General features: G+C 54.4%; 24 protein-coding genes and 1 pseudogene. 17 read left to right on the top strand and 8 right to left on the bottom strand.

The window, feature by feature from the left end:
- Nucleotides 1-87: 87 nt before the first annotated feature.
- The 5 genes from serS to AC0L73_RS02895 all read left to right on the top strand — a co-directional run bounded on the left by serS (nucleotide 88) and on the right by AC0L73_RS02895 (nucleotide 4,028).
- Nucleotides 88-1,359, top strand: a complete 1,272-nt coding sequence (gene serS, locus AC0L73_RS02915; protein ID WP_473654813.1) for a serine--tRNA ligase — start codon at nucleotides 88-90, stop codon at nucleotides 1,357-1,359.
- Nucleotides 1,360-1,386: 27 nt separating this feature from the next.
- Nucleotides 1,387-2,142 carry a 5'/3'-nucleotidase SurE gene (gene surE / locus AC0L73_RS02910; protein WP_227950509.1) on the top strand — a complete coding sequence of 252 codons (756 nt, stop codon included), beginning with the start codon at nucleotides 1,387-1,389 and terminating at the stop codon, nucleotides 2,140-2,142.
- The gene (locus AC0L73_RS02905) at nucleotides 2,142-2,780 is read left to right on the top strand and encodes a protein-L-isoaspartate(D-aspartate) O-methyltransferase (RefSeq protein ID WP_415776522.1); all 639 of its coding nucleotides are present in this window, start codon (nucleotides 2,142-2,144) and stop codon (nucleotides 2,778-2,780) included. The genes surE and AC0L73_RS02905 overlap by 1 nt, the downstream gene beginning before the upstream one ends.
- Before the next feature lie 68 nt (nucleotides 2,781-2,848).
- The gene (locus tag AC0L73_RS02900; protein ID WP_473654812.1) at nucleotides 2,849-3,310 is read left to right on the top strand and encodes a LysM peptidoglycan-binding domain-containing protein; all 462 of its coding nucleotides are present in this window, start codon (nucleotides 2,849-2,851) and stop codon (nucleotides 3,308-3,310) included.
- A gap of 130 nt (nucleotides 3,311-3,440) precedes the next feature.
- Nucleotides 3,441-4,028 carry a murein hydrolase activator EnvC family protein gene (locus AC0L73_RS02895; RefSeq protein WP_473654811.1) on the top strand — a complete coding sequence of 196 codons (588 nt, stop codon included), beginning with the start codon at nucleotides 3,441-3,443 and terminating at the stop codon, nucleotides 4,026-4,028.
- 5 nt (nucleotides 4,029-4,033) lie between these two features.
- Here AC0L73_RS02895 and AC0L73_RS02890 read toward each other — a convergent pair whose 3' ends face one another.
- The 3 genes from AC0L73_RS02890 to AC0L73_RS02880 all read right to left on the bottom strand — a co-directional run bounded on the left by AC0L73_RS02890 (nucleotide 4,034) and on the right by AC0L73_RS02880 (nucleotide 6,071).
- Nucleotides 4,034-4,447, bottom strand: a complete 414-nt coding sequence (locus tag AC0L73_RS02890) for a PaaI family thioesterase (RefSeq protein ID WP_473654810.1) — start codon at nucleotides 4,445-4,447, stop codon at nucleotides 4,034-4,036.
- Between the two features lie 92 nt (nucleotides 4,448-4,539).
- Nucleotides 4,540-5,178, bottom strand: coding sequence for a thiopurine S-methyltransferase (gene tmpT, locus AC0L73_RS02885; protein ID WP_473654809.1), 639 nt, complete (start codon nucleotides 5,176-5,178; stop codon nucleotides 4,540-4,542).
- A gap of 35 nt (nucleotides 5,179-5,213) precedes the next feature.
- The gene (locus tag AC0L73_RS02880) at nucleotides 5,214-6,071 is read right to left on the bottom strand and encodes an ATP-binding protein (RefSeq protein ID WP_473654808.1); all 858 of its coding nucleotides are present in this window, start codon (nucleotides 6,069-6,071) and stop codon (nucleotides 5,214-5,216) included.
- A 247-nt stretch (nucleotides 6,072-6,318) separates the two neighbouring features.
- Here AC0L73_RS02880 and yajC point away from each other — a divergent pair, with 247 nt between their 5' ends.
- The 5 genes from yajC to AC0L73_RS02855 all read left to right on the top strand — a co-directional run bounded on the left by yajC (nucleotide 6,319) and on the right by AC0L73_RS02855 (nucleotide 10,407).
- Entirely contained in the window at nucleotides 6,319-6,684 is a 366-nt protein-coding gene (gene yajC, locus AC0L73_RS02875; RefSeq protein ID WP_227950522.1) for a preprotein translocase subunit YajC, read from the top strand.
- Between the two features lie 12 nt (nucleotides 6,685-6,696).
- Nucleotides 6,697-8,277: a protein translocase subunit SecD gene (gene secD, locus AC0L73_RS02870; RefSeq protein ID WP_227950524.1), complete on the top strand. Its 1,581-nt coding sequence runs from the start codon at nucleotides 6,697-6,699 to the stop codon at nucleotides 8,275-8,277.
- A gap of 12 nt (nucleotides 8,278-8,289) precedes the next feature.
- Complete coding sequence (secF, locus tag AC0L73_RS02865) at nucleotides 8,290-9,258, top strand: protein translocase subunit SecF (protein WP_227950527.1); 969 nt, start codon at nucleotides 8,290-8,292, stop codon at nucleotides 9,256-9,258.
- Between the two features lie 29 nt (nucleotides 9,259-9,287).
- On the top strand, nucleotides 9,288-9,665 hold the full coding sequence (locus tag AC0L73_RS02860; RefSeq protein ID WP_473654807.1) for an Mth938-like domain-containing protein: 378 nt from the start codon (nucleotides 9,288-9,290) through the stop codon (nucleotides 9,663-9,665).
- Between the two features lie 127 nt (nucleotides 9,666-9,792).
- Nucleotides 9,793-10,407, top strand: coding sequence for a urate hydroxylase PuuD (locus AC0L73_RS02855; protein ID WP_227950532.1), 615 nt, complete (start codon nucleotides 9,793-9,795; stop codon nucleotides 10,405-10,407).
- A 56-nt stretch (nucleotides 10,408-10,463) separates the two neighbouring features.
- Here AC0L73_RS02855 and AC0L73_RS02850 read toward each other — a convergent pair.
- A pseudogene (locus AC0L73_RS02850) lies at nucleotides 10,464-11,050 on the bottom strand (superoxide dismutase).
- Nucleotides 11,051-11,219: 169 nt separating this feature from the next.
- Between AC0L73_RS02850 and AC0L73_RS02845 the strand changes: the two are divergent.
- The gene (locus AC0L73_RS02845) at nucleotides 11,220-12,053 is read left to right on the top strand and encodes a phytoene/squalene synthase family protein (protein ID WP_227950536.1); all 834 of its coding nucleotides are present in this window, start codon (nucleotides 11,220-11,222) and stop codon (nucleotides 12,051-12,053) included.
- Nucleotides 12,054-12,063: 10 nt separating this feature from the next.
- Here the strand turns inward: AC0L73_RS02845 and AC0L73_RS02840 are convergent, their stop codons facing one another.
- The 3 genes from AC0L73_RS02840 to uvrA form a co-directional block, all read right to left on the bottom strand.
- Nucleotides 12,064-13,002 carry a hypothetical protein gene (locus AC0L73_RS02840; protein WP_227950538.1) on the bottom strand — a complete coding sequence of 313 codons (939 nt, stop codon included), beginning with the start codon at nucleotides 13,000-13,002 and terminating at the stop codon, nucleotides 12,064-12,066.
- 178 nt (nucleotides 13,003-13,180) lie between these two features.
- Entirely contained in the window at nucleotides 13,181-14,518 is a 1,338-nt protein-coding gene (trmFO, locus tag AC0L73_RS02835; protein WP_473654806.1) for a methylenetetrahydrofolate--tRNA-(uracil(54)-C(5))-methyltransferase (FADH(2)-oxidizing) TrmFO, read from the bottom strand.
- 5 nt (nucleotides 14,519-14,523) lie between these two features.
- Entirely contained in the window at nucleotides 14,524-17,418 is a 2,895-nt protein-coding gene (gene uvrA, locus AC0L73_RS02830) for an excinuclease ABC subunit UvrA (protein ID WP_473654805.1), read from the bottom strand.
- 205 nt (nucleotides 17,419-17,623) lie between these two features.
- On the opposite strand from uvrA, the gene ssb reads away from it, so the two are divergent.
- The 3 genes from ssb to AC0L73_RS02815 all read left to right on the top strand — a co-directional run bounded on the left by ssb (nucleotide 17,624) and on the right by AC0L73_RS02815 (nucleotide 20,626).
- Complete coding sequence (ssb, locus tag AC0L73_RS02825) at nucleotides 17,624-18,130, top strand: single-stranded DNA-binding protein (RefSeq protein WP_473654804.1); 507 nt, start codon at nucleotides 17,624-17,626, stop codon at nucleotides 18,128-18,130.
- A 94-nt stretch (nucleotides 18,131-18,224) separates the two neighbouring features.
- On the top strand, nucleotides 18,225-18,608 hold the full coding sequence (locus AC0L73_RS02820) for a VOC family protein (RefSeq protein ID WP_473654803.1): 384 nt from the start codon (nucleotides 18,225-18,227) through the stop codon (nucleotides 18,606-18,608).
- 20 nt (nucleotides 18,609-18,628) lie between these two features.
- Nucleotides 18,629-20,626 (top strand): hydantoinase/oxoprolinase N-terminal domain-containing protein, encoded by a 1,998-nt coding sequence (locus tag AC0L73_RS02815; RefSeq protein WP_473654802.1) that lies wholly within the window; start codon nucleotides 18,629-18,631, stop codon nucleotides 20,624-20,626.
- Here AC0L73_RS02815 and AC0L73_RS02810 read toward each other — a convergent pair.
- On the bottom strand, nucleotides 20,623-21,081 hold the full coding sequence (locus AC0L73_RS02810) for an Lrp/AsnC family transcriptional regulator (RefSeq protein WP_473654801.1): 459 nt from the start codon (nucleotides 21,079-21,081) through the stop codon (nucleotides 20,623-20,625). The genes AC0L73_RS02815 and AC0L73_RS02810 overlap by 4 nt on opposite strands.
- A 150-nt stretch (nucleotides 21,082-21,231) precedes the next feature.
- Here AC0L73_RS02810 and AC0L73_RS02805 point away from each other — a divergent pair, with 150 nt between their 5' ends.
- From AC0L73_RS02805 to coaD, 3 genes are all read left to right on the top strand, one after another.
- The gene (locus AC0L73_RS02805) at nucleotides 21,232-21,495 is read left to right on the top strand and encodes a DUF6356 family protein (RefSeq protein WP_227950554.1); all 264 of its coding nucleotides are present in this window, start codon (nucleotides 21,232-21,234) and stop codon (nucleotides 21,493-21,495) included.
- 176 nt (nucleotides 21,496-21,671) lie between these two features.
- Nucleotides 21,672-24,398 (top strand): DNA gyrase subunit A, encoded by a 2,727-nt coding sequence (gyrA, locus tag AC0L73_RS02800; protein ID WP_473654800.1) that lies wholly within the window; start codon nucleotides 21,672-21,674, stop codon nucleotides 24,396-24,398.
- A gap of 62 nt (nucleotides 24,399-24,460) precedes the next feature.
- Nucleotides 24,461-24,973: a pantetheine-phosphate adenylyltransferase gene (coaD, locus tag AC0L73_RS02795; RefSeq protein WP_227950559.1), complete on the top strand. Its 513-nt coding sequence runs from the start codon at nucleotides 24,461-24,463 to the stop codon at nucleotides 24,971-24,973.
- Nucleotides 24,974-25,015 lie beyond the last annotated feature (42 nt).

Here is a 25,015-nt window from a genome sequence, read left to right as displayed (position 1 = left end):
AAGGACGGCGCAAAGCCCTCTGGACGTCGGGCGACCGCGCCCTTATACACAGAACATCCATCCTTCAGAAACTGAAATGACGTATCTATGCTCGATTTAAAATGGATCAGGGAAAATCCGGAAGCTTTTGACGCGGCCATGAAGCGGCGCGGCTTGCCGCCGCAATCCGAGGAGCTGCTCAAGGTTGATGTCTATCGACGGAGTGTCCAGACAGAAATGCAGGAGCTGCAGGCGCGGCGTAACGCAGCAGCAAAAGAAATCGGCAAGGCAAAAGCGTCCGGTGCCGATGCCGATGCGTTGATCCGCGAGGTGGCAGACCTCAAAGATGAGGCCCAGAGAAATACAGAACTTGAGCGGGAATTGCAGGAGAGGCTTGATACAGCGCTCAGTGTACTTCCCAATATCATGAAAGACGAAGTGCCGGATGGCGCGAGTGAGGACGACAATGTCGAGCTTCGCCGTGTCGGTGATATTCCGACTTTTGATTTCGACCCGAAAGAGCATTACGAGCTTGGCGAAGCCCTTGGCATGATGGATTTCGAGACGGCGGCGAAACTCTCCGGCTCGCGTTTCGTCGTCACCAGCGGCCAGATTGCCCGGCTGGAACGGGCGTTGGCGGCCTTTATGGTTGATGTGCATACGCTGGAAAAAGGCTATCTTGAAGTCTCCCCGCCGGTGATGGTGCGAGCAGATGCCATGTTTGGCACCGGGCAGCTCCCGAAGTTTGCAGAAGATGCGTACAGGACGGGGGAAGATCAATATATGATCCCGACTTCGGAAGTGCCGCTGACCAACCTCGTGCGTGAGAGCATCCTGAGTGAAGATGAACTGCCGAAGCGTTTTACCGCCCATACACTCTGCTTCCGGTCCGAGGCGGGATCTGCGGGCAAGGATACCGCCGGCATGCTGCGCCAGCATCAGTTCGCGAAGGTCGAAATGGTCTCAATCACCACGCCGGAGCAGTCTGACGACGAGCATGAGCGTATGACGGCTTGCGCAGAAGATATCCTCAAGCGCCTCGACCTGCCGTACCGGGTTGTCGTGCTCTGTAGCGGCGATACCGGTTTCGGCGCGCGCAAGACATATGACATTGAAGTCTGGCTGCCGGGGCAGGATAGCTACCGGGAGATTTCAAGCTGCTCAACCTGCGGCGATTTCCAGGCTCGCCGTATGAAGGCACGCTATCGTCCCGAAGGAGAGAAGGGAACGCAATTCGTACATACGCTAAATGGCTCCGGCCTTGCTGTTGGGCGGACGTTGATCGCGGTGATGGAAAACTATCAACAGGCGGATGGATCAATCAAGATACCGGAAGTACTCGTGCCTTATATGGGCGGAGTGACGGAAATCCGGGCCTAAAACAAAGAAGAATAAGGATTAAAGATTTTGCGAATTTTACTGAGTAATGATGACGGGTATAACGCACCCGGAATGGAAACTCTTCGGCGAATTGCGGCCGAACTGTCGGATGATATCTATGTGGTCGCCCCCGAAAAAGAACAGAGCGGCGCCTCGCGGTCTCTTACCCTGCATGACCCCATCCGTATTAATAAATACAGTGACCGGGAATACTCGGTAGAGGGGACACCGACGGACTGCGTTATGATGGCGATGAATTATCTGTTCAAGGATAAACGCCCTGACTTGATCCTTTCCGGCGTCAACCGGGGCGGCAATCTTGGCGAAGATGTCCTCTATTCGGGCACGGTCGCGGCCGCAAGTGAAGGGTGCCTTCTGGGAGTTCCTTCTATCGCGATCAGCCAGTGCATTCTCGGGAGTGATATCTTTCATTGGGATACGGCAGCCGAACTTGCGCCTGATATTATTCGCAAGCTGATCAAGTTGGAATGGGGTCCGGACGTCCTGATCAACATCAACTTTCCCGCTATCACAACCGAAGAGGTTGAGGGCATTGATGTAACGCGGCAAGGAAAGCGCGATTTATCCAATCTTTCCATTGATGACCGGGTCGATGCGCGCGGGCGGGAATATTTCTGGCTTGGCTACCGGCCATCACTCGGCGACCCGCCGAAGGGCACGGATCTATGGGCCGTTATCAACAAAAAAGTTTCCGTCACACCGCTCAAGCTGAACCTGACGAAAGTTGCACTTGCCGACAAGATCAAGAAGGCATTTGCGTGATTGACAATCCTGCTCAGAAAATCCGCCTGATTATGGAACTTCGTCGGCAGGGGATCAGCAATACGGAGGTCCTCTCGGCGATTGAGCGGGTATCGCGCGATGCTTTCGTGCCGAAGACCTTCCGGGACCGGGCGTATGAGAATATTGCCCTTCCCATCGCCAGTGGCCAAACTATCAGCCAACCCTATGTGGTTGCCTATATGACCCAGTTGCTTAACCTCGACAAGCGGCGCAAGGTACTGGAAATCGGGACCGGATCCGGATACCAGACGGCGATCCTTGCCCGCCTGTGCCGTCGTGTCTATTCAATCGAACGGTACCGAAACCTGCTGGAGCAGGCGGAGGCTGTATTCGAGGAACTCAAAATCACCAATATTACCACGCGGCTCGGTGATGGATATAAGGGCTGGCCGGAGCAGGCGCCTTTTGATCGGATTATCGTAACCGCCGCAGCGGAAGAAGTGCCCGAGGCCTTGCTTGATCAACTCGGGCCAGATGGGGTTATGGTGCTCCCGGTGGGACGGGATTCCGCAAACCAGCATATCTTGCGGTTAATTAAGGACCAGCAGGGCAATGTCTCGGAAGAGGTCATGTTGCCTGTTCGATTCGTTCCCATGGTTCAAGGGGTTGCTGAATAATCTTAAATTAACACTACATCTTGTATGTGGTTAAATTTGTTGTGATTCGGAGCCAAATATGCTTAATATTGGAGCATTATGGCGAGGTATGTATCTTTTTCAGTCGCGTTGCCTGCGTAAGCCTGCTGCTCCCGATGTTGGCGGGCTGCCTTTATGACGACTATCTTCCGCGCTACAAAAGCGCCAAGATCGTGCGTGCGCCGAAACCGCAGCTGGTGACCGCCAAAGTCGTTATGCCTGCTGATTTCTCGCCCTATTATCAGGATCTTTCCTATCAGTATGTGACCGTGCGCGGCGGGGATACGCTCTCTAAGCTGGCGGCGCGCAGCAATGTGCCGGTCAAATCGGTGATCGCCATGAATAATATGCGTGATCCATACTTGATTTACCCCGGTCAGCAATTGAAAGTGCCCGCGTTCCATACTCATTCCGTGCGGCCGGGGAAACCCTTTACGCAATCTCTCGTGTGTATGATGTGGAAATGTCGGAAGTGGCGCATTTTAACTTTCTCGATGCGCCTTATACGCTGATGCCGGGAACGAAATTGAAAATTCCACTGAAGACAAAGGGGAGGTTCGGGTTGCCTCCGCCGATATGTCCGCTTGGCCCGCACCAAAACCTGCTGCTATAAATACGTCGACGCAACCCGTGAAACGGGTCGTGATCAATTCCCTGCCGCAGGTCGTCTCCGCCCCGCAAGCGTCGCCAAAGGCGAACCCGGCGGTCATGACGACTAAGGCCGCAGCGCCTAAATCAGTTCCGAAGGCAACTCCGGCACCGGCCAAGTCTGAAACCAGCTATCAGATGGCGAAGCTGGATATTCCGCCCGTACCGACGCGCCAATATACAACGAAAGCGCCGCCCAAACGGAGCGGTAAATCCTTCAGCTGGCCCGTGAAGGGTCAGATTATTTCCGGCTTTGGCAAAAAGAAGACCGGCTTTCACAATGACGGTCTCAATATCGCCGTGAAGGAGGGGACGCCCATCCGCGCGGCGGAAAATGGAGTGGTTTCCTATGTTGGAAATGAAATGCGCTCCTTCGGGAACCTCATCCTGGTGTCCCATGCGGACGGCTATGTCACCGCCTATGGCCATACGGAGCGGGCTGAGGTTGCCAAGGGCGATGCGGTTAAAAAGGGTGAGGTCATCGCCTATGCCGGATCGTCGGGGAGCGTAACGCGCAGCCAGTTGCATTTCGAAATTCGCAAAAAGGGCCGCGCGATCAATCCCGTAGCGATGCTGCAATAATTTGATCAGCCTCTCGGGCGCAGCACAGTCTGTGTCTGGGTGACCTTGCCGATCAGCTTCCCATCCGAATTCCTGACTTCCGTCTCGATGACAATTGTCGAGCCACCGACATGGAGTGGTTTGGCTGTCGCTGTGACGCGCCCCTTCCGCACGGCACCGAGAAAGTTGGTCTTCGATTCAATGGTGGATGTTCCGCTCGCGCCTTCGGGCAGGTTGGCAAAGGCGGCCGCACCACCGGCACTATCGGCAAGCGCCATTATGGCCCCACCGTGGAGGATGCCCGCACTGGTACAAAGGCCCGTCGCCCAATCGAGGGTCAGGATTACTTCATCGGCGGCTATTTTCTCGGCTTTCATCCCGAGGGTCGCACAGAGGGGCATTCTGTCACGGATATAGGCGGTAAGGTCAGTTTTCGTCATCGGAGCGCTTCTTGTAAATTAAAGGAAACCCCATCCTGACTCACTCCCGTAGGATAATCAATTACGCCTGAGGTAAAGCGGCCTGAACAAGGTCAGGCCTTGTCGAGATGCCAAACGACCTCACTCGCGGGGATCTGCCCTTTAAACCCGCCGCGTATTTCTTTCTCTTCAAGCGAGGTAATGCGGTAGCTGCCGTTATAGAGGCTTTTCACTGTTTCGCCGTCAACAGAGAAGGGTGGGCCCGGCATTTTGCTCTGATCATACTCGATTGTGATTAGCAGTTGTGAGACCGTGCCGGCGATTTCCCGCAGATGTCCCGCGTATCGTCTGCGCATCTCGTCGGGCAGGGCGATCAGGGCAGCCCGGTCATAAACAGCATCAACCGTACCCAGCAGGTCGGCAGACAATTCAAAGATATCACCAACAAAGATATCGATATCCGACGCGCTATAGCGGGTGAGCTTGCCCGTTGGCGTAATGTCAGGGGTGACGCCCAATTCTTCAAATAGCTGTTTAACGGCATTTTCGCTGAGTTCTGCGCCGGCAACCCGATATCCGTTCGCAAGAAGCCAACCGATATCAAGCGTTTTGCCACAGAGCGGCAGAAAAATACGGCTTCCTTTCGGGAGAGCCAGCACCGCGAAATTTCTTTCAAGCAGGGCATTGGGTTTGGGTTGGTGAAACCCGATTTCGTTGGCGTTCCATCTGTCGTGCCAGAAACTTGCTTCCATATCGCCGTCTTTCGTTTTTTATATTACTTTATCGATCACTCGATGACGGTGCCGGTTCGTCCGGCGACGTCCTGAATATATTGCCAGGCGACACGGCCCGATCGGCTGCCGCGGGTGCGGGTCCATTCGATCGCCTCTCGCGTGAACTCTTCCTCGCTGATCGGGATGTTGTAATGTTTGAGGTATCTGCGAATCATCTCGAGATATTCATCCTGCGAACAGCTATGGAAGCCGAGCCAGAGGCCGAACCGATCAGAGAGCGAAACTTTTTCCTCAATCGCTTCCGACGGCATGATGGCGGTGGAACGCTCATTTTCGATCATGTCCCTGCGCATCATATGGCGGCGGTTTGATGTGGCGTAGAAGATCACATTCGCGGGCCGACCCTCCAGCCCACCATCGAGCACGGTTTTGAGGGATTTATAAGTGGAATCGTCGCTGTCGAATGACAGATCATCGCAGAAGATGACAGAGCGCCGATCTGTTTTCTGAAGCTGTTGCATCAGGGTGGGGAGGGAAGGGATATCCTCCCGATGAATCTCGATCAATGCGAGCGTGTTCTCCATTTCCTCATTCACTTGCGCGTGGGATGCCTTGACGAGGGAGCTTTTCCCCATGCCGCGCGCGCCCCAGAGCAGCGCGTTATTGGCGGGCAGGCCCTTGGCGAAGCGTAGGGTGTTGTCATAGAGAATGTCGCGGACCCGGTCGATCCCATGCAGGATCGACATATCCACATGGTTGACCTTTGGAATAACACGCAAGTGATTGCTTTCGGCTTCCCAGACAAAAGCGTCGCCGCTGTCGAGATCAACAGGAGTCGTTGCGGGTGGCGCCAGACGGTCAAGGCTGTCGGCGATGCGCGTCAGCTGCGTGAGGATTTTATCGTTACTCATATTCACCAATTGAAATCAGAAGGGGCAGACCCCAATTTACGGGACAGGCAACATAAATGCCACCATACGGCGGAATGTTCAAGCGCCCGTTCGTCAGGCAGCCCCAAGGATCCTCCAATTAACGGAGATTTCCGATTGCGGCTTGCATTGCGCGGCAGGAACAATATAAAAGTCGTTCAGTATTTCCACGGGGAGGGCAGAGCGCTGTCATCCCTTCGTCACGAATTGTACCAAAGGACCTATTACGATGGACCAAGGACTAACCCAACTTTTGCCGCTCGTACTGATCGGTGTCGTGTTTTACTTTCTTCTTATTCGTCCGCAGCAGAAACGGGCAAAGGAACACCGCGCCATGATTGAGGCGGTTCGCCGCGGCGACAATGTTGTCACCGCCGGTGGCATCATGGGTAAAGTGACCAAAGTGCGTGACGATAATGTCGTCCAGATTGAAGTTGCACCGGAAGTTCGCATCGATGTTGTGAAATCGACCCTGACGGAAGTCAAGACCAAGGGTGAGCCTGCGCCTGCCGCGCCGAAAGATGGTGGTGACGATAAGGCCGAAGGGGATAAGCCCGCGGGCGGCAATCCGGTTAGCAAGTTTTTCAAGAAATAACGGCCAACCCTCATGAACCGTTTCCCCACGTGGAAGATTATCGTTGTGGCGATCGTTTGCGCCTTCGGGATACTCTACACGCTTCCTAATTTCGTTGGTAAATCGGCACTCAGTGGATTGCCGGACTGGATGCCGACGAAACAGGTTAATCTCGGGCTTGATCTGCAAGGGGGGTCCCACCTTCTGTTGCAGATTGATGCCGACACCGTAAAAACCAAGATGATGGATAGCCTTGTCGATGGCGTGCGCGACAGCTTGCGACAACAGGGCGATAATGTCGGGTATCGCGATCTTGGGCATGACGGCGAAGTGGTGTCCTTCACCCTTCGGGATCCGGCGGATGAGGAAAAAGCGCGAGAACGGCTTTCGGATTTATCGAATATCATGGCGAACGGACAGCGCGATGTCGTGATCGCCTCCGATGAAGGCCGCGTTACCCTGACGCCAAGTGAATCGGCGATTACCGCGCGGCTCAGTGCTGCTGTTGATCAGTCTATCGAGATTGTCCGCCGCCGTGTCGATGAGACGGGCGTGAATGAGCCCGCAATCCAGCGACAAGGAACCGATCGTATTCTGGTGCAATTGCCGGGGATCGATGATCCGGACCGGATCAAGCGCCTTCTGGGCGAAACGGCGCAGCTTACCTTTCACCTAGTTGACCTGACTTCCGATGTTGGCGCGGCTGGTCGAGTGCCGCCGGGCTCCAAACGGCTTCCGTCGATTCAAGAAGATGGCCGGACATACATTATCAAGAGCCGGACCATGGTCTCTGGTGAGAATCTGGAAGATGCGCAGGCCACTTTTCAGCAGGGTCAGCCGGTCGTCTCTATCCGTTTTGACGGGCTGGGGGCGAAGCAGTTTGGCCGGGCAACGACCGATAATGTCGGCAAGCCTTTCGCAATTGTTCTCGATAACAAGGTCGTCAGTGCACCGCGCATTAATGAGCCGATTTTGGGTGGCTCCGCTGTCATCAGTGGTGGTTTCAATGTAGCGGGCGCGCAGGACCTTGCGTTGCTCCTCCGGGCGGGCGCGCTTCCGGCGCCGCTTGATATTCTGGAAGAACGTTCCGTTGGGCCTGACTTGGGCGCGGACAGTATTGCCGCCGGTGAGATCGCCGGTATTATCGGTATTATCGCTGTCGCGGTCTTCATGATCGCAAGCTATGGCCTGTTCGGCATTTTTGCCAATGTGGCGCTGGCAATGAATATATTCCTGATCATGGCGGTTCTTTCTGTTCTGGGAGCAACGCTGACGCTGCCCGGTATTGCGGGTATCGTTCTTACCATCGGTATGGCGGTAGATGCTAACGTCCTGATTTTTGAGCGTATCCGCGAAGAAATTAGAGTGGGTAAGACGCCGTTGAATGCGGTTAATTCCGGATTTGCGCGGGCTTTTACAACGATTATCGACGCCAACGTCACCACCGGTATTGCCGCCGTTATCCTGTTCGTGATGGGCTCCGGGCCGGTCAAGGGCTTTGCGGTGACGCTGCTGATCGGGATTATCAGTTCCATGTTCACGGCGATTATGCTCTCGCGCATGCTTATTTCCTTCTGGATGCAGCGCAAGCGCCCGAAGACACTCGAGATTTAGGGGACCGGAAACATGTATAAAATCAAGCTTGTGCCGGATAATACCGCCATCCCCTTCCTGAAATACCGGATGATCGCCTTTATTCTGTCGGCGGTGTTGATCCTTGGATCAATCGGGGCCTTCCTGACAATCGGGTTTAACAAGGGTATCGATTTCGAAGGTGGTATCCTGATTGAGGTCGGGACGGAAACCGCGCCGGATCTCGGTGATATGCGTGGCTCTCTCGGCGGGCTGGGCTTGGGCCAGGTGGCGCTTCAGACTTTCGGCAGCGATACAGATATCCTGATCCGCGTACAGCGACAGGAAGGTGATGCCTCCGCCCAGCAGGAAGCGGTGACCGTGATCAAACAGCAGTTGGCATCAGATTTCGGTGATGAAATTTCCTACCGTCGCGTGGAATTCGTCGGGCCGACGGTCTCGGAAGAATTGGTTATCGCCGCGACGGAGGCGGTCGTCGTCGCCGTGCTGGCCATGCTGGTTTATATCTGGCTGCGGTTTGAGTGGCATTATTCTGTCGGTGCAGTTATCGCGCTGGTCCATGACGTTATTCTGACCATCGGCATGTTCGCCATTACACGGATCGAGTTTAATCTCGCCTCCGTTGCGGCTATCCTGACGATTGTCGGCTATTCAATCAACGATACCGTGGTGGTCTATGACCGGATTCGCGAGAACTTCCGCCGTTACAAGAAGCTGTCGGTCGCGGAGCTGATCAATCTTTCCATCAACGAAACCCTGACCCGGACGGTCATGACCTCGGTCACGACGTTACTGGCCCTAGTTGCCCTTTATATTTTCGGGGGCGAAGTGATCCGCGGCTTCGCGACGGCCATGATTTTTGGTGTCATTGTCGGTACTTATTCGTCGATCTTTGTTGCCGCACCGGTTCTACTTCATATCGGCCTGACGCATCAGAAAGAGGAAGAAGACGGTTTCGCTGGCGCGGAACGTGCCGATGGGGATGCAGAAGAAAAAAGCTAACGCTTCGCGATCCAACAACAGGAGACGTCATGCAGGACATATCCGGCCTACCCCAGGAAGGACAGCAGCTCATCAATGGCTACGGCGATGGCGGCTTCCGGGTGAGCGGTGTGCGGTATGAGGGATCTGTCCTGATCCTGCCTGAAAAGACGGAGAACTGGTCTCTTGCGGATATCGACGGGATCAGCCTCGACAGTCTCGCCAGTCTGATTGAGAAGAGCGATGAGATTGAAATCCTGCTGATCGGATGTGGCGACGGGATGGACTATATCGAGGATGATATCCGTAACGCTCTCAGAGAAAAAGGCATTGTCATCGACGCCATGGGCACAGGCGCAGCGGTCCGGACCTATAATGTCCTGCTGCTGGAGCGGCGTCGGGTAGCCGCGGCGCTGATCGCTATTTGAACTACCCTTATATATTACAGACTTTACATGAATGGCTTTCCGGCTTTATGATTCGCGCACATATCCTCCCGGCGTAGAAAACTTATAACGGAGCCGGGCAGGATTATCCTCAAGGGGAGGGAAAGTCATGTCCAGTATCTTATCAAATCTCAGAAATACTGTTATCGCCGGGATTGTCCTGACCATCATTATGGTTGTGATTGTCACCGCGGTTACAGGCGGCGGCTTCGACATGGGCGGTCATGCCTATAGCAGTTTTGTCATGCGCTGGTTTCATGTGTTGAGCGGAGTGATGTGGGTGGGTCTTTTGTATTATTTCAACTTTGTGCAAATTCCGAACATGCCCAATATCCCGGATGAGCAGAAGCCTGCGATCGGTAAGGTGATTGCACCCGCTGCGCTTTGGTGGTTCCGCTGGGCCGCAATGGCGACCATCGTTACCGGCCTGCTGTTGGCATGGATGAACGGCTATATCGTGGATGCCTTAACCCTAGGTGCGAAAGAGGGGTTCGCCGTCGACAAGAGCTTTGCCATCGGGATTGGCATGTGGCTCGGCATCATTATGTGGTTCAATGTATGGTTCGTGATCTGGCCCAACCAGAAGAAAGCACTGGGCATTGTCGATGCGAATGCGGAAGCCAAGGCGGCGTCGGCCCGGACGGCAATGCTCTTTTCCCGGACGAATACGATGCTATCGTTCCCAATGCTTTACGCAATGGTTTCGGCGCAGAATTTATTCTAGATACAAAAAAGGCGCTTCCCGAAAGAAGCGCCTTTTTTTGATGTATATGCTAGCCGTTAGCCGAGATTTTCGTTCGCGAAATCCCAGTTCACAAGGCTTGCCAGAAATGTCTCCATATATTTTGGGCGCGCATTCTGATAGTCGAGATAGTAAGCGTGTTCCCAGACATCCATGGTCAGGATCGGCTTTGCGCCGTCAGTGAGCGGGCAGGCCGCGTTAGGGGTCTTTGTGACCTTCAGCTTGCCGCCGTCGAGAACCAGCCAGGCCCAGCCGCTGCCAAATTGGGTTGCGCCGGCAGTCTTGAATTCTTCGGCGAATTTCTCGTAGGAGCCAAAGTCTTCATCAATCTTTGCCGCAATGGCACCTGTTGGCTTGCCGCCGCCGTTCGGCTTCATGGAGTGCCAGTAGAAAGTGTGGTTCCAGACCTGCGCGGCATTGTTGAAAACACCGGCTTTGCTCGCGTCGCCAGCAGTATCTTTCATAATCTCTTCCAGTGAGCGGCTGTCGGCGTCATCCAGGAGACCATTCAAATTCGTCACATAGGCGTTGTGATGCTTTCCATAGTGAAAATCGAGAGTATTTTCCGAAATATGGGGGGCCAAAGCATCTTTTGCGTAAGGAAGGGGGGAAGTTCAAAAGCCATAATTATCCTCTTGCCATTTTTGTGGTCAATTTTTCAGTTCTTAATTCCGTGAAAATTCAAGCCCCTGATCGGGGAAAGAACTCGCATATCTCTACGCATACAGATATATACCAAATTATGTGCGCTTCCAGTTTTTTATAATGATTCTACATAAAAGTTGAGACAGTTGGTGAGTGAAGAAGGCCAGAATAGCTATCTATCCGATGAAGTGAAGCGGTATGACTATGATCGCTGGCTGACGGTTCTGTTCGCGCCGCCCACCGCTCGGGACGGGGTGTTCGCCCTGTTGGCCTTTCATGCGGAAATTGCGCGGATACGCGAAACGGTGAGCGAGCCAATGCTCGGTGACATCCGCCTTCAATGGTGGCGCGATGCGCTGAATTCGATTGCCGCCGGAAAAGTGCCTGCCCATCCTGTGGCGGAAGCGCTGGCGCACACTATCCCGGCTCATGGTCTTGATGTCGGTGATTTTCAGAATATTATCGATGCCCGGGCTTATGATCTTGATCCACAGCCGTTTCAACGCATATCAGAACTGCTCTCCTATGCGGATCAGACGGGAGGCATATTGAACAGCCTTTTCATGCGAATAATGGGCGTGACAGATGCGGGCGGTCTTGCCGCCGCACGTCAGGTCGGCAAGGCCTACGCGCTCGTAGGTATTCTTCGAGCCGTGCCCTATCACGTTGCGCAAGATGTGTTGCGTATTCCGTCCGAGATGATTGACGCGCATGGCCTTAACGCTGATACGCTCTTTACGTCAAAAAACCGGGAAGTATTTTTCGGACTTATGCAAGAGTTGACGGACCTTGCCGAGAGCGAACAGAGTGCCGCGCGAAAATTGATAACAGGTCGGCCTAAATCGGAAAAAAATGTCTATCGCCTTTCCGCGCTTAGCACGCTTTACCTCAGTCGGCTCCGTAAGTCGGGGTTTGATCCGGCGCATGAGAAAATGGATATCGGGGGATTGCGTAAAATTTCTGCGCTTTTCTTCGGGCGCTGAAGAGGGTTGGCTAAACGCCGCCCAACCGCCAGCTTTGTGACTGCATATAATTGCGGGCAAGAAACTGGTATGTATCCCGTAAAAGCCGTTCAATCTCGGAGCTTTCGTCGATAATCATCCCATCCCATTTTTCCACCATATTTCGCCAAACCATGAAATGCTGATGCAACTCGTCCCGTGTTTTGCGGATAATATCGACAGTCGGCTGGAAATTTTTGAGGATGACCATAACTTCGCATGTCTGCGCATCGATATCGATAAATTCCCTGTCGAATCTTCGAATGACAGGATCGATGAGAATCTGCATCCGGTTTATTTCTTCGGATGTCGCCCGATCACGCTTGTAAATATTGGCAATCCGACCGAGATTAGTGCTAATTTTCTTGATCTTTGAATAATGGTCGCGCAAGGCTTCAATATAAGCGAGTTCGCGAATAATTTCATCGATCTTTGCCACCACATCATCGCGCTGCACACCAAGCTTTTCAGCAATTTCGCGGAAAGCCTCCTGAACTTTTTCCTTGGTATCCGGGTCATTGGCAATCGCTTCGAGTTCGCTGATATTCAGGACAATTTCCTCGTCCCCTTGCAGCCACGATATGATTTGTGCCGTAATACGACCGCGCGCGATTTCTTTGTGCGAGTCGTCTATCGACCAGGAAGCGGAACCATCAAGCAGTTCTTTCGGGATCGAATCATTAGGCCGGATTTCTTCGACATATTTAAGTGCACGCCCAATGGTGGACAGTAGATCAGAATCCGAGCTTTCGTCATCGATACCGAATTCCCGGCAAAGGGATTTCGTTGGGATTGCACCCTTAACATCACCAATTTTGACAAAAAAACAGGGTTCTTTCGTGTCGTGAGTCAGGCTGAAATAAGCCCCCTCGACGGTGAAGATTTTATGGTCAAATGCGAAAAAGACGCTTGGATCCTGCTTTTCTTCCATAGAAATGTCCGCTGTACCTTATGCATTAAGTTATTCTGATCCAACCGCATATACCCTGTCCGTTCCCCCGATTTTCCGTCATCGTTGCAGATCGGGGCAGTCAAAATAAATGCCTGCGTCAGATAATAAATAAACATCGTATACAAATGGTTACCAGATCACGCAGTTTTCCGGCTCTTTAAGGTAGCGACTTTTGAAGCCAGCCGGAGAAGTCCTGCGCTGCGCGGGATGTATAGGCCTGTTTGCGCTCCTTTTTCTTGATCCGGCCTTCCGGGGGCGGGAACAGGCCGAAGTTGACATTCATCGGCTGGAATGACTTGGCGTCGGCCCCGCCTGTGATATGGCTCAGGATCGCACCCATGGCCGTGGTGACCGGCGGCAGGGCGAAAGCGCTCCCCGCGACATCAGCGGCGGCGAACCGTCCGGCGATCAGCCCGATCGCGGTGCTTTCCACATATCCCTCGACCCCGGTTATCTGACCCGCAAAGCGGATATGAGGATGATTCTTGAGGCGGAGTTGTTCGTCCAGGACTTCCGGGCTGTTGATAAAGGTATTTCGGTGCAGACCGCCAAGGCGGGCGAATTCAGCCTTCTCCAGCCCGGGGATGGTCTGGAAAATCCGCTTCTGCTCGCCATAGGTGAGCTTGGTCTGGAAGCCGACCATATTGTAAAGCGTGCCGAGCTTGTTATCTTGCCGGAGCTGGACAACGGCGTAGGGCTTCTCGTCGGAATTCGGGTTGGTCAGGCCAACGGGTTTCATTGGCCCGAATCGCAGGGTTTCCGGTCCGCGTTCCGCCATTACTTCGATCGGCAGGCATCCATCGAAATAGGGAGTGTTCTTTTCCCATTCCTTGAACTCCGTCTTGCCGCCCTCATTCAGCGCTTGAATGAACTCCCGGTACTGCGTCTCGGTCATCGGGCAGTTGATATAATCCGACCCGTCGCCCTTGTCATAGCGGGACTGGAACCAGGCGATATCAAAATTAATACTGTCTTTATAGACAATCGGGGCAATCGCATCAAAAAAGGCGAGGGCATCGGCGCCAGTTGCCGCATGGATTTTTTCGGCGAGCGCACCGGAGGTGAGGGGGCCCGTGGCGATTATTACCTGTTCCCAGTCGGCGGGGGGCAGGTCCGTGACTTCTTCCCGTTCCAGCGTGACCAGGGGATGAGTCTCGATTTTATCCTGTACATAGGCGGAGAAACCATCCCGGTCGACCGCAAGTGCGCCACCCGCCGGAACCCGGTTGATATCGGCACTCTCCATGATCAGCGAGCCCATATCTCGCATTTCCCGATGAAGGAGTCCAACAGCATTATTTTCCGCATCATCAGAGCGGAATGAGTTGGAGCAGACAAGTTCCGCGAGACCATCGGTCAAATGCGCATCGGTCCCGCGAACGGGGCGCATTTCATGGAGGATGACGGGTACACCCGCCGTAACGAGCTGCCAGGTGGCTTCGCTTCCGGCAAGACCGCCGCCGATAACATGTACGGGTTTTTGATCTGCACTCATGGATATTACGCAGCCTTCGTTTTCTTGGTCTTTTTCGCCTTGCCTTCGGCCGGCTTGACCGCGGGTCGTTTGGCGAGAATGTCTTTCAGATACCGTCCGGTATAGCTTTCCGGTACCTTGGCAACCTCTTCCGGTGTCCCTTCGGCCACCAGATAGCCGCCTGCATCGCCGCCATCTGGGCCCATATCGACAACCCAGTCGGCCGTCTTGATAACCTCAAGGTTATGCTCGATCACGAGGACGCTGTTGCCCGCATCGACAAGGGCCTGCAGCACTTCCATCAATTTGCGCACATCCTCGAAATGGAGGCCGGTTGTCGGTTCGTCGAGGATATAGAGCGTGCGACCCGTCGCCCGGCGGGAGAGTTCCTTGGCCAGCTTGACACGCTGCGCCTCACCGCCCGACAGGGTCGTCGCCTGCTGCCCCACATGGATATAGCCGAGACCGACCTGTTGCAGGGTTTCGAATTTCTCGCGGACGTTCGGTACGGCCTTGAAGAAGACCGCCGCATCATCGACGGTCATGTTCAGCACGTCGGAGATGGATTTGTCCTTGAACTTAATCTCCAGCGTCTCGCGGTTATAACGCTCCCCCTTGCAGACGTCGCATTGCACATAGACGTCGGGCAGGAAATGCATCTCGATTTTAATGACGCCGTCGCCCTTGCAGGCCTCGCAACGGCCGCCCTTGACGTTGAAGGAGAATCGCCCGGATTTATAGCCGCGGGCTTTCGCTTCAGGCAGGCCCGCAAACCATTCGCGGATTGGCGTGAAAGCGCCGGTATAGGTCGCGGGGTTGGACCGCGGTGTCCGCCCGATGGGAGACTGGTCGATATCGACGATCTTGTCGAGCCACTCAATCCCCTCGATCCGGTCATGCGGCCCCGGGTGGTTGCGGTTGTTGTTGAGTTTCTTCGCGATGGCCTTGTACAGCGTCTCGATAATTAACGACGACTTGCCGCCACCTGAAACACCGGTCACGCAGGTAAAGGTGCCAAGCGGGATGTTGACATTCACACGCTTCAGATTGTTATGGCGCGCACCGATGATATGAATCTGGCGCGATTCCTGGATACGGCGGCGCTGCTTGGGAAGCGGAACCTCCATTTCGCCGGACAGATACTTGCCGGTGATGCTTTCCGGCTCCTTCATAATATCGTCCGGAGAGCCTTGCGCGATCAGGCGACCACCATGGCGACCGGCGCGCGGGCCCATATCGACCACATGATCGGCTGTCATAATCGCTTCTTCGTCATGCTCGACCACGATCACGGAATTGCCCTGATCACGCAGATTAACGAGAGTTTTAAGAAGCCTTGCGTTGTCCCGTTGATGCAATCCGATGGAGGGCTCGTCCAGCACATAGAGTACACCGGTCAGGCCCGAGCCGATCTGGGAGGCGAGGCGGATACGCTGGCTTTCCCCGCCCGAGAGCGTGCCGGAGCCACGTGATAATGTCAGATATTCAAGCCCGACATCGACAAGGAAGCCGAGCCGTTCATTGATTTCCTTGAGGACCCGCTCGGCGATGGAATTGTCTTTTTTCGACAGGGCTCCGGAAAGTTCTTCGAACCATTTGCGGGCATCGAGGATGGATTTTGCGCACACCTCGCCGATATGATGGCCATTGATGCGGATGGCGAGGCTTTCTTCCTTGAGCCGGTGACCACCGCATTTACTGCAGGCGGTTTTATCCTGATATTTTTCCAGATCTTCGCGGACCCAACTGCTATCAGTTTCGCGCCAGCGCCGCTCGATATTCGGAATAACCCCTTCGAACGGCTTGTTGGTCTTATAGGTGCGCAAGCCATCATCGAAGGTGATCTGGATTTTGGTTTCTCCTGTGCCGAACAGGACAGCCTTTTGCGCCTCCTCATCGATTTCCTCCCAAGGCTCCGTCGTCGTAAAGCCGTAATGCTTGGCGAGGGCTTCCAGCGTCTGCATATAGTATGGCGCGGGCGTCTGGGAGCGGGACCAAGGGGCAATCGCGCCATCGCGCATGGATAGCGTGACATCGGGCACAATCTGGTCCGGATCGAAGAACATTTCCGTCCCCAATCCGCCGCAGGATGTACAGGCGCCATAGGGGTTATTGAAGGAGAATATGCGCGGCTCGATTTCCTCAATCGTGAAGCCCGACACAGGGCAGGCAAATTTGGAGGAAAACATCGTCCGTTCCTGCGTGTCGGCGTCTTCCACGGCGAATAAACCGTCGGCCAGGTCAAGTGCGGTCTCGATGGAATCAGCGAGGCGGCCCTGGATATCTTCATTCAATACAACGCGGTCCACGACGACGTCGATATGGTGCTTGATCTGCTTGTCGAGTTCGGGGGTGTCCTCAATGTCGTAAATCTCACCATCGACCTTGACCCGTTGAAAGCCGCGCTTGCGGAGATCGAGGAATTCCTTGCGATATTCGCCCTTGCGGCCGCGTACAATGGGGGCGAGCAGATAAAGGCGCTTGCCTTCACCCTTAGCCATTACCTGATCGACCATCTGGCTGACAGTCTGGCTGGCGATGGGTAAGCCTGTTGCCGGAGAATAAGGCACACCGACACGCGCATAAAGCAGGCGCAGATAGTCATAGATTTCTGTCACCGTACCGACTGTGGAGCGCGGGTTTTTCGACGTTGTCTTCTGCTCAATCGAGATGGCGGGGCTGAGTCCGTCGATATGGTCCACATCCGGCTTCTGCATCATTTCCAGGAATTGGCGCGCGTAGGCCGACAGGCTTTCGACATAACGACGCTGCCCCTCCGCATAGATGGTGTCGAAGGCGAGCGAGGACTTACCTGACCCCGAAAGTCCGGTGATCACCACCAATTGATCGCGGGGGATATCGATATTAACATTCTGCAAGTTGTGTTCGCGGGCGCCGCGGATGCTGAGAATTTTCTGCATTCGGATATTATACCTGACATGTGCTTAAAACTGTGCCGGAATTTATAGGTTAATATGGGAAAAGGCCAGACTTATCGGCAAAAAGTGTTTTCATTTTGTTCACGGTCGACATTATGGTCGAAAAGCACTGGCCAGAGGCGCTATTGCACGTTATTGTCTGGCCAGAATTTTTTAAGAGAATACAGAATCGAAAGCGGAACACACCATGGCGGGCAGCGTTAATAAAGTCATTCTTGTTGGAAATCTGGGCGCGGATCCTGAGGTTCGCTATATGAATAATGGCAAGCCCGTCTGCAACCTGCGTATAGCGACGAGCGAATCCTGGAAGGACCGGGACAGCGGAGAGCGGCGTGAGCGCACGGAGTGGCACCGGGTTGTGATTTTCAATGAAGGACTTTGCAAGATAGCCGAGCAGTTTCTCAAGAAAGGCTCGAAGGTTTATTTGGAGGGTCAATTGCAGACCCGCCAGTATGAGCAGGACGGCATCACCAAATATTCAACAGAAATCGTGCTGCAGGGCTTTAACTCTGCCCTCACCATGCTTGATAGTGCTGGCGGTGGTCAGGGACAGGGTGCCGGCGGCTATGGCGGTGGCGCACAGAAGGGCGGCAATGACTATGGCGGCGGCGGTGCCCCGAGTGGGGATCGCAGTTATGGCGGTCCGGCTGGAAGCGGCATGGGCGGCGATTTCGATGATGACATTCCCTTCTAAGGGCGTGAACATCTCGGTGAAATGAGAAAAAGGCTGTCCGTCGCGGGCGGCCTTTTTTATTGGAGTGAGGTTGAAGGCGGAGGAGGAAAGAAAAATGGCGCTAGACCACATTTCCATAGCTGTACAGGATCTTGAAAAAGCAGGGCAGTTTTATGATGCTGTCTTTGGGCTTTTGGGTATGACGCGGATTGCTGATCGCCCGGGAACTGTCGGGTATGGCAAGAAATTTCCCGAATTCTGGATTAATGCGCGTCCTGACATGGCGCCGGTGCCCGCCGATACCGGCGTTCATATCGCGCTCCGAGCCAGAAGTGAAGATACGGTTCTTGAATGTTATCAGGCGGCGCTTGCGAATGGCGGTACAGATGCAGGTTTGCCGGGGGCGCGGCAGGCGGCACTCACGACATACTTCGGTGCCTTTTTCAAGGATCCGGATGGCAACAAGGTCGAAATCGTGACCTTTCCCAAAACAGAATAACCAGTGGGCGTGGGAATTTAATGTCGTTACTGTTGGGGATTGATACCGGCGGGACCTACACGGACGCAGTGTTGTTCGATGAAGAAAAGGGCGTGATCGCGAGCGCCAAATCCCTCACGACACGGCGTGATTATGCCATTGGCATCGGTAAGTCGGTTGCTTCCGTGATCGGCTCGGCTGAAGTTTCCACTTCCGATATCGGTCTTGTCTCCCTTTCAACAACACTTGCGACCAACGCGCTGGTGGAAGGGCAGGGCGGGCGTATCTGCCTGATCCTGATTGGCTTCGACGAGACAGCGCTGGAGCGCAATGGTCTGCGCGATGCCTTGAAGGGTGATCCGGTCATATTCCTCTCCGGTGGTCATAATGGGCAGGGGGAAGCGGAAGCCCCGCTCGATGAAGCGGCGCTCAATTCCGGGTTAGATGCAGCAGGCACTATCACCGCCTTTGCCGTCGCGGGCCTTTTTGCCATTCGCAACCCGGAGCATGAACTTCGCGCGCGGGAAGTCATCCTCGCGCGCTCTGAAAACAACAGTGTGACCTGCAGCCATGAACTATCGAGTAAGCTCGATGGGCCGCGCCGGGCGCTGACCTCCGTTCTCAATGCGCGGCTGATTAACCTGATTCATCATCTGATTGCCTCCAGTGAAACGCTGTTCGCGGATATGAAGATCGATGCGCCGCTCATGGTCGTGCAGGGAGATGGCGCGCTGATCTCGGCAGAGGTTGCGAAACTCAAACCGATTGAGACAATTCTCTCCGGTCCGGCTGCAAGTCTTGTCGGTGCGGCGTATCTAAGTGGTGAGGAAGATGCCATCGTCTCGGATATTGGTGGCACGACAACGGATATTGCGATACTTGAAAACGGCAGCCCGCGTCTCGATGCGGATGGCGCAACCGTCGGCGGTTGGCGAACCATGGTGGAGGCCGTGGCAATCCATACCGTCGGCCTTGGCGGCGATAGCGAAGTGACAGCAGCTAAATCCGGCTTCGGTCTTGCGCTCACGCTCGGGCCGCGACGACTGGTGCCGGTTAGTCTGCTCGCCACGGAGCATCCCGGCCTTGTGCATGACGCGCTGGACGCACAGTTGTTGCGCGACAGGTGGCAGGAGAATTTTGGCCGCTTCGCTTTCGCCGTTGGGCGGGAGAGTGCGCATCTCGCGGGCCTGTCCGAATTGGAGGCGGCACTTTTCGCAGAGTTGGAGAGCGGCCCAAAGCCGTTGGAGAAACTGATCACGCGGCGGCGGCAACTCTCGGCGCTCGAAAGATTGGTCTCAACCGGTCTTGTGATGATCGCCGGGCTGACCCCCTCTGACTCGGCACATATTCTGGGGTTACAGGAGGGCTGGGACAGAGAGGCGGCGGAAAAGGCGGCGCTTCTCTTTGGGCGGCAGAAGGATACGCGCGGTGTGCCGCTGTCCAATACGGCAGAAGAGGTGAGCCGGATGATTTTTAGCGCTCTGGTTAACATCTCCAGTGAGACCTTGCTCGCGGCGGTGCTGGGGGACGACTCGCTACTAACCCCGGCGGAGGCGGTGACGATGCTTCGGGCTTCCCATCAAGAAGCCACCCATCCGCTGATCAAGCTGGATATCGGTCTTCAATTGCCGGTGATCGGGCTTGGTGCCTCCGCCCATATTTATTATCCGGATGTCGCGACGCAGCTCGGCACCATTGCCATAATTCCCGATCATGCCGCCGTCGCCAATGCGGTGGGCGCGGTGGTGGGGCAGGTTCGCACGAGTGCCCATGGTAATATACTGCCGACAGATAATGACGGCTTTCGCCTCTATCACAGCGGGGAGCCGATGGATTTTGAGAGCATCGACGCGGCGGTGGCGGCAGCGGAAAAGTTGCTGAAAAGCGAGGCTCGGACCCTCGCGACGGAGTCGGGCGCGGCGGAGGTACACACGAAATTCGTCCGACAGGACAATGTCGCTCATATCGGCGGGCGAGAGATGTTTATTGAGAGCGTTCTGGAGGCCACCGCTTTCGGCCGGCCGCGTATCACTCGCTAAGGCATTTGCAGCGGTAGCGCGGTGGTGAATTTAATCTCCTCCATTGCGAAGTTTGAACTTACATCGGAGAGGTCAATCTCCCGGATCAGGCGATGATAGAAGTTGTCATAGGCGGCGACGTCCGGCACGATCACTTTCAGCAGATAATCGATATCGCCGCTCATCCGGTAAAATTCCATAATCTCGGGGAATTTATCCACTGTCTCGGCAAACTTGCGGAGCCATTCCGCATCATGGCGGCTGGTCTTGATGGCGACAAAAACAGTGACCGGCAGGTTGAGCTTGGTCCGATCAAGCAGGGTGACCTGTGCCCTGATGACACCTGTCTCCTCTAGCGATTTGATGCGCCGCCAGCAGACCGTACGGGAGCAGCCGACTTTCTCAGCCAGTTCCGCCACGGCGATAGAACTATCTTCCTGCAGATGGGCGAGTATTTTTCGATCTACGGCGTCCATAGAATTTTTTCCCATATTTTACGATAATATCGAAACATATGTTTCATTATATGGGAATTATGGGTTAATAAAAGGCAAATATTCCGGTAATTGCCGTTATGATTATCCCATACTAAAGCTATGGGTTTAGATAGATGACGGAAAAAGACCATGACTATTCAGAAACTGTTTACTGATCATCCCGCGTCCGTGAATGAAAGTTATGTCGAGCATATGGAAATGTCCGGCTCCTTTGCCTTCTGGCTTTTCGTTGCCGGATTCTGTGCGACGGTTCACGCTGTTCTCCCCTTCTTGTTCGAGAAAACGGGAAGCCGGATCATAACAAGGTTGCATCGGCGGATGGTGGCGGGGCGGGTGACGAAGCCGGTGTCCGCGTCTCTAGCTCACCAGGCCCTTGACAGTGCGGCGCTTTAGGGGCGCTTCTTGGCTAAAAAGGCGCGGTTTTTGGCCCGCTAAAGGTTGCTTATGAGGCGGATATCTTGTAGAACAGGCCAACCTTGACGGTCGCTGATATCGGCAGGGGAGTTTAATGGTTTTTTCTGTGCCCGACCAATGTCTGGCATACTCAAGTTTATTCAGGAACCCCTGCCTTGAATGATGTAACAATACCTCCTTCCGATAACCATATCGTACCGGTCACTATCGAAGAGGAAATGCGGCGGTCGTATCTCGACTATGCCATGAGCGTGATTGTCTCTCGCGCACTTCCCGATGCCCGTGATGGGCTCAAGCCGGTACACCGGCGTATCATTTATGCCATGTATGAAAATGGCTATACTTCGGACAAGGCTTTCCGGAAATCTGCCCGCGTCGTCGGTGATGTGATGGGCCGTTATCACCCCCATGGCGATAGCGCGATTTATGATGCCATGGTGCGTCTCGCGCAGGATTTCTCTATGAGCCTCAAGCTGGTGGAAGGGCAGGGTAACTTTGGGTCCATGGACGGCGATAAAGTTGCCGCCATGCGCTATACCGAGGCGCGTCTGCAAAAGGCCGCTGAGAGCCTGATCGATGATATCGACAAGGACACCGTCGACTTTGTTAACAACTATGATGACAGCGAGCGCGAACCTTCGGTTTTGCCGGCGCGTTATCCCAATCTTCTGGTTAATGGTGCCGGTGGTATTGCTGTCGGCATGGCGACTAATATCCCGCCGCATAACCTCGGCGAAGTAGTTGATGGCGCGCTTGCGCTTCTTGAGAAGCCGGAAATGGCAGTTGAAGAGCTGGTCGACTTTATTCCCGGACCGGATTTCCCGACAGGCGGCACGATCCTCGGTCGGAGCGGGTCAATCAGTGGCCTGACCACCGGGCGCGGTTCGGTCATTATGCGCGCCAAGGTCGATATCGAGGAAATTCGCAAAGACCGGCAAGCGCTGATCGTGACCGAAATTCCCTACCAGATTAACAAGGCCCGCCTTGTGGAGCAGATTGCCGACCTGGTGCGTGCCAAGAAAATTGAGGGGATCGGTGATCTTCGCGATGAATCTGATCGCCATGGGGTGCGTGTCGTTATCGAGATCAAGCGTGATGCGATGGCGGAGGTGGTGTTGAACCAGCTTTTCCGTTTCACGTCTCTTCAGACGTCCTTTGGTGTGAATATGCTGGCGCTTAATCGCGGCAAGCCAGAACTTCTGAACGTCAAGGAATTGCTGGAAGCCTTCCTGGATTTCCGCGAAGAAGTGATCTCCCGGCGGACCAAGTTCCTGCTCAGTAAGGCGCGCGAACGGGCCCATGTGTTGATCGGTCTAGCGATTGCGGTCGCCAATATCGATGAAGTGATCAAACTGATCCGCGCCGCGCCAGATCCGGCGACAGCGCGCGCCCAGTTGATGGAGCGTGACTGGAATGCTTCCTCGGTGGAACCGCTGATCCGGCTGGTGGATGATCCGGAATATGCAATTACGGAGAAGGGCACTTATCGCCTTTCGGAGGCACAGGCCCGGGCGATCCTCGATCTTCGTCTGCAACGCCTGACAGCGCTTGGCCAGAATGAAATCGGCGATGAACTCAAAGATCTCGGTGAGAAAATTCTCGATTATCTCGATATTCTTTCAAGCCGTCCGCGCCTGATTAGCATCATCCGCGACGAACTTCTCGAGATGAAGGAAAAATATGCGGTTCCGCGCCGGACTCAGATCGAAGAAAGCGAGTTCGAGCATGATATCGAGGACTTGATCCAGCGTGAGGATATGGTGCTGACGGTCAGTCACAAGGGCTATATCAAGCGCGTACCGCTCTCGACCTACAAGCCACAGCGCCGGGGCGGTAAGGGACGTGCTGGCATGCAGACCCGCGATGAGGATTTTGTCACGCAGCTATTTGTCGTGAATACACATACACCGGTGCTGTTCTTCTCGACCTTTGGGCGGGTTTATAAGATGAAGGTCTATCGTCTGCCGCTCGGGTCACCACAAAGCCTCGGCAAGGCGATTATCAATCTTCTGCCACTGGAAGAAGGGGAAGTGATTTACACCCTGATGCCACTGCCGGAGGAAGAGGAAAGCTGGTCCGAACTGGAAGTAATGTTCGCGACAGCCAAGGGCAATGTGCGCCGCAACCTGCTCAGTGATTTCTCTAACGTGAAGGCCAATGGTAAGATCGCCATGAAGCTTGATGAGGATGATCAGCTTGTCGATGTCCGGATTTGTACGCCAGATTCTGACGTATTCCTAGCCGCCAAGGGCGGTAAATGCATCCGCTTCCGCGCGACCGATGTGCGACTCTTCAAGGGGCGGGATTCTAGCGGTGTCCGTGGCATGAAGCTCGGCAAAGGTGACAGTGTTATTGGGATGTCGATCCTCAAATCCGTTGAGGCGGATACGGAAACCCGGGATGCGTATCTCAGGGCGCGCAAATCCATCGATGAGGCCGGGAACGTCACGGAATATGGCATTCTCTCGCCGGAACAGTATGAGGCTCTCCTGCAGGATGAGGAGGTATTGCTTGCCATTACCGAAAATGGCTATGGCAAGCGGACGAACGCCTTTGAATATCGTGTCACCAATCGTGGTGGGCAAGGGATCATCAATATTGAAACCTCCGATCGGAATGGCAATGTGGTTGCCACTTTCCCAATCACCGAAGATGAGCAGATCATGCTGGTGACCAATGGCGGTAAGGTCATCCGGACACCGGTCACGGATATCCGAATTGCCGGGCGGAATACGCAGGGCGTGACCCTTTTCAAGACCTCAAAAGGGGAGCAGGTTGTTTCTGTGACTGCGCTTGCCGATGACAAGTCCGAGGGTGAGAATGGGGAAGTTGATGACAATGCGGATGATGCCGGGCCCACAGATGAAGATGCGAACGGCTAAAACGGTGCGCATAAAATATCAAGCTAACAAATAGAAGTAGCGAAGAAAAGAAAGGGAAATTCATGTCCAAAAATCGCGTAGGATTGTATCCGGGGACCTTTGATCCGATAACGGTGGGTCACTATGACATTATCCGCCGCGCATCGAAGCTGGTTGATACATTGGTGATCGGTGTGGCAATGAATCCCGGGAAAAACCCTCTCTTTACCGTGGATGAACGGGTCGAGATGGTTGAAAAAATGACAGAGGAATTTCCAGGCACCAATTTCGTGGTGAAACCCTTCAACAACCTGTTGATGCATTTCGCCGAGCAGGTTGGCGCAGCCATCATTATCCGTGGCCTGCGCGCGGTATCCGACTTTGAGTATGAATTTCAGATGGTTGGTATGAACCGGCGCCTGAATTCAGAGATTGAGACGGTTTTCCTGATGGCCTCTGACCAGCATCAGTTCATTGCCTCCAGCCTGGTCAAGGAAATTGCCCTGCTGAATGGTGATATCACAAAATTTGTTTCGGCGACGACGGCGCAGAAAATTGTCGATCGGGTCGAACTTATTCAAAGAAATTCGAAATAGTTGAAATTTTAAACCGCGTGCGTCTTCGTGCGCGGAAGACAG

The organism is Sneathiella sp. D3-11 (assembly GCF_055809395.1).
This window is presented reverse-complemented; position numbering and strand designations above follow the sequence as displayed.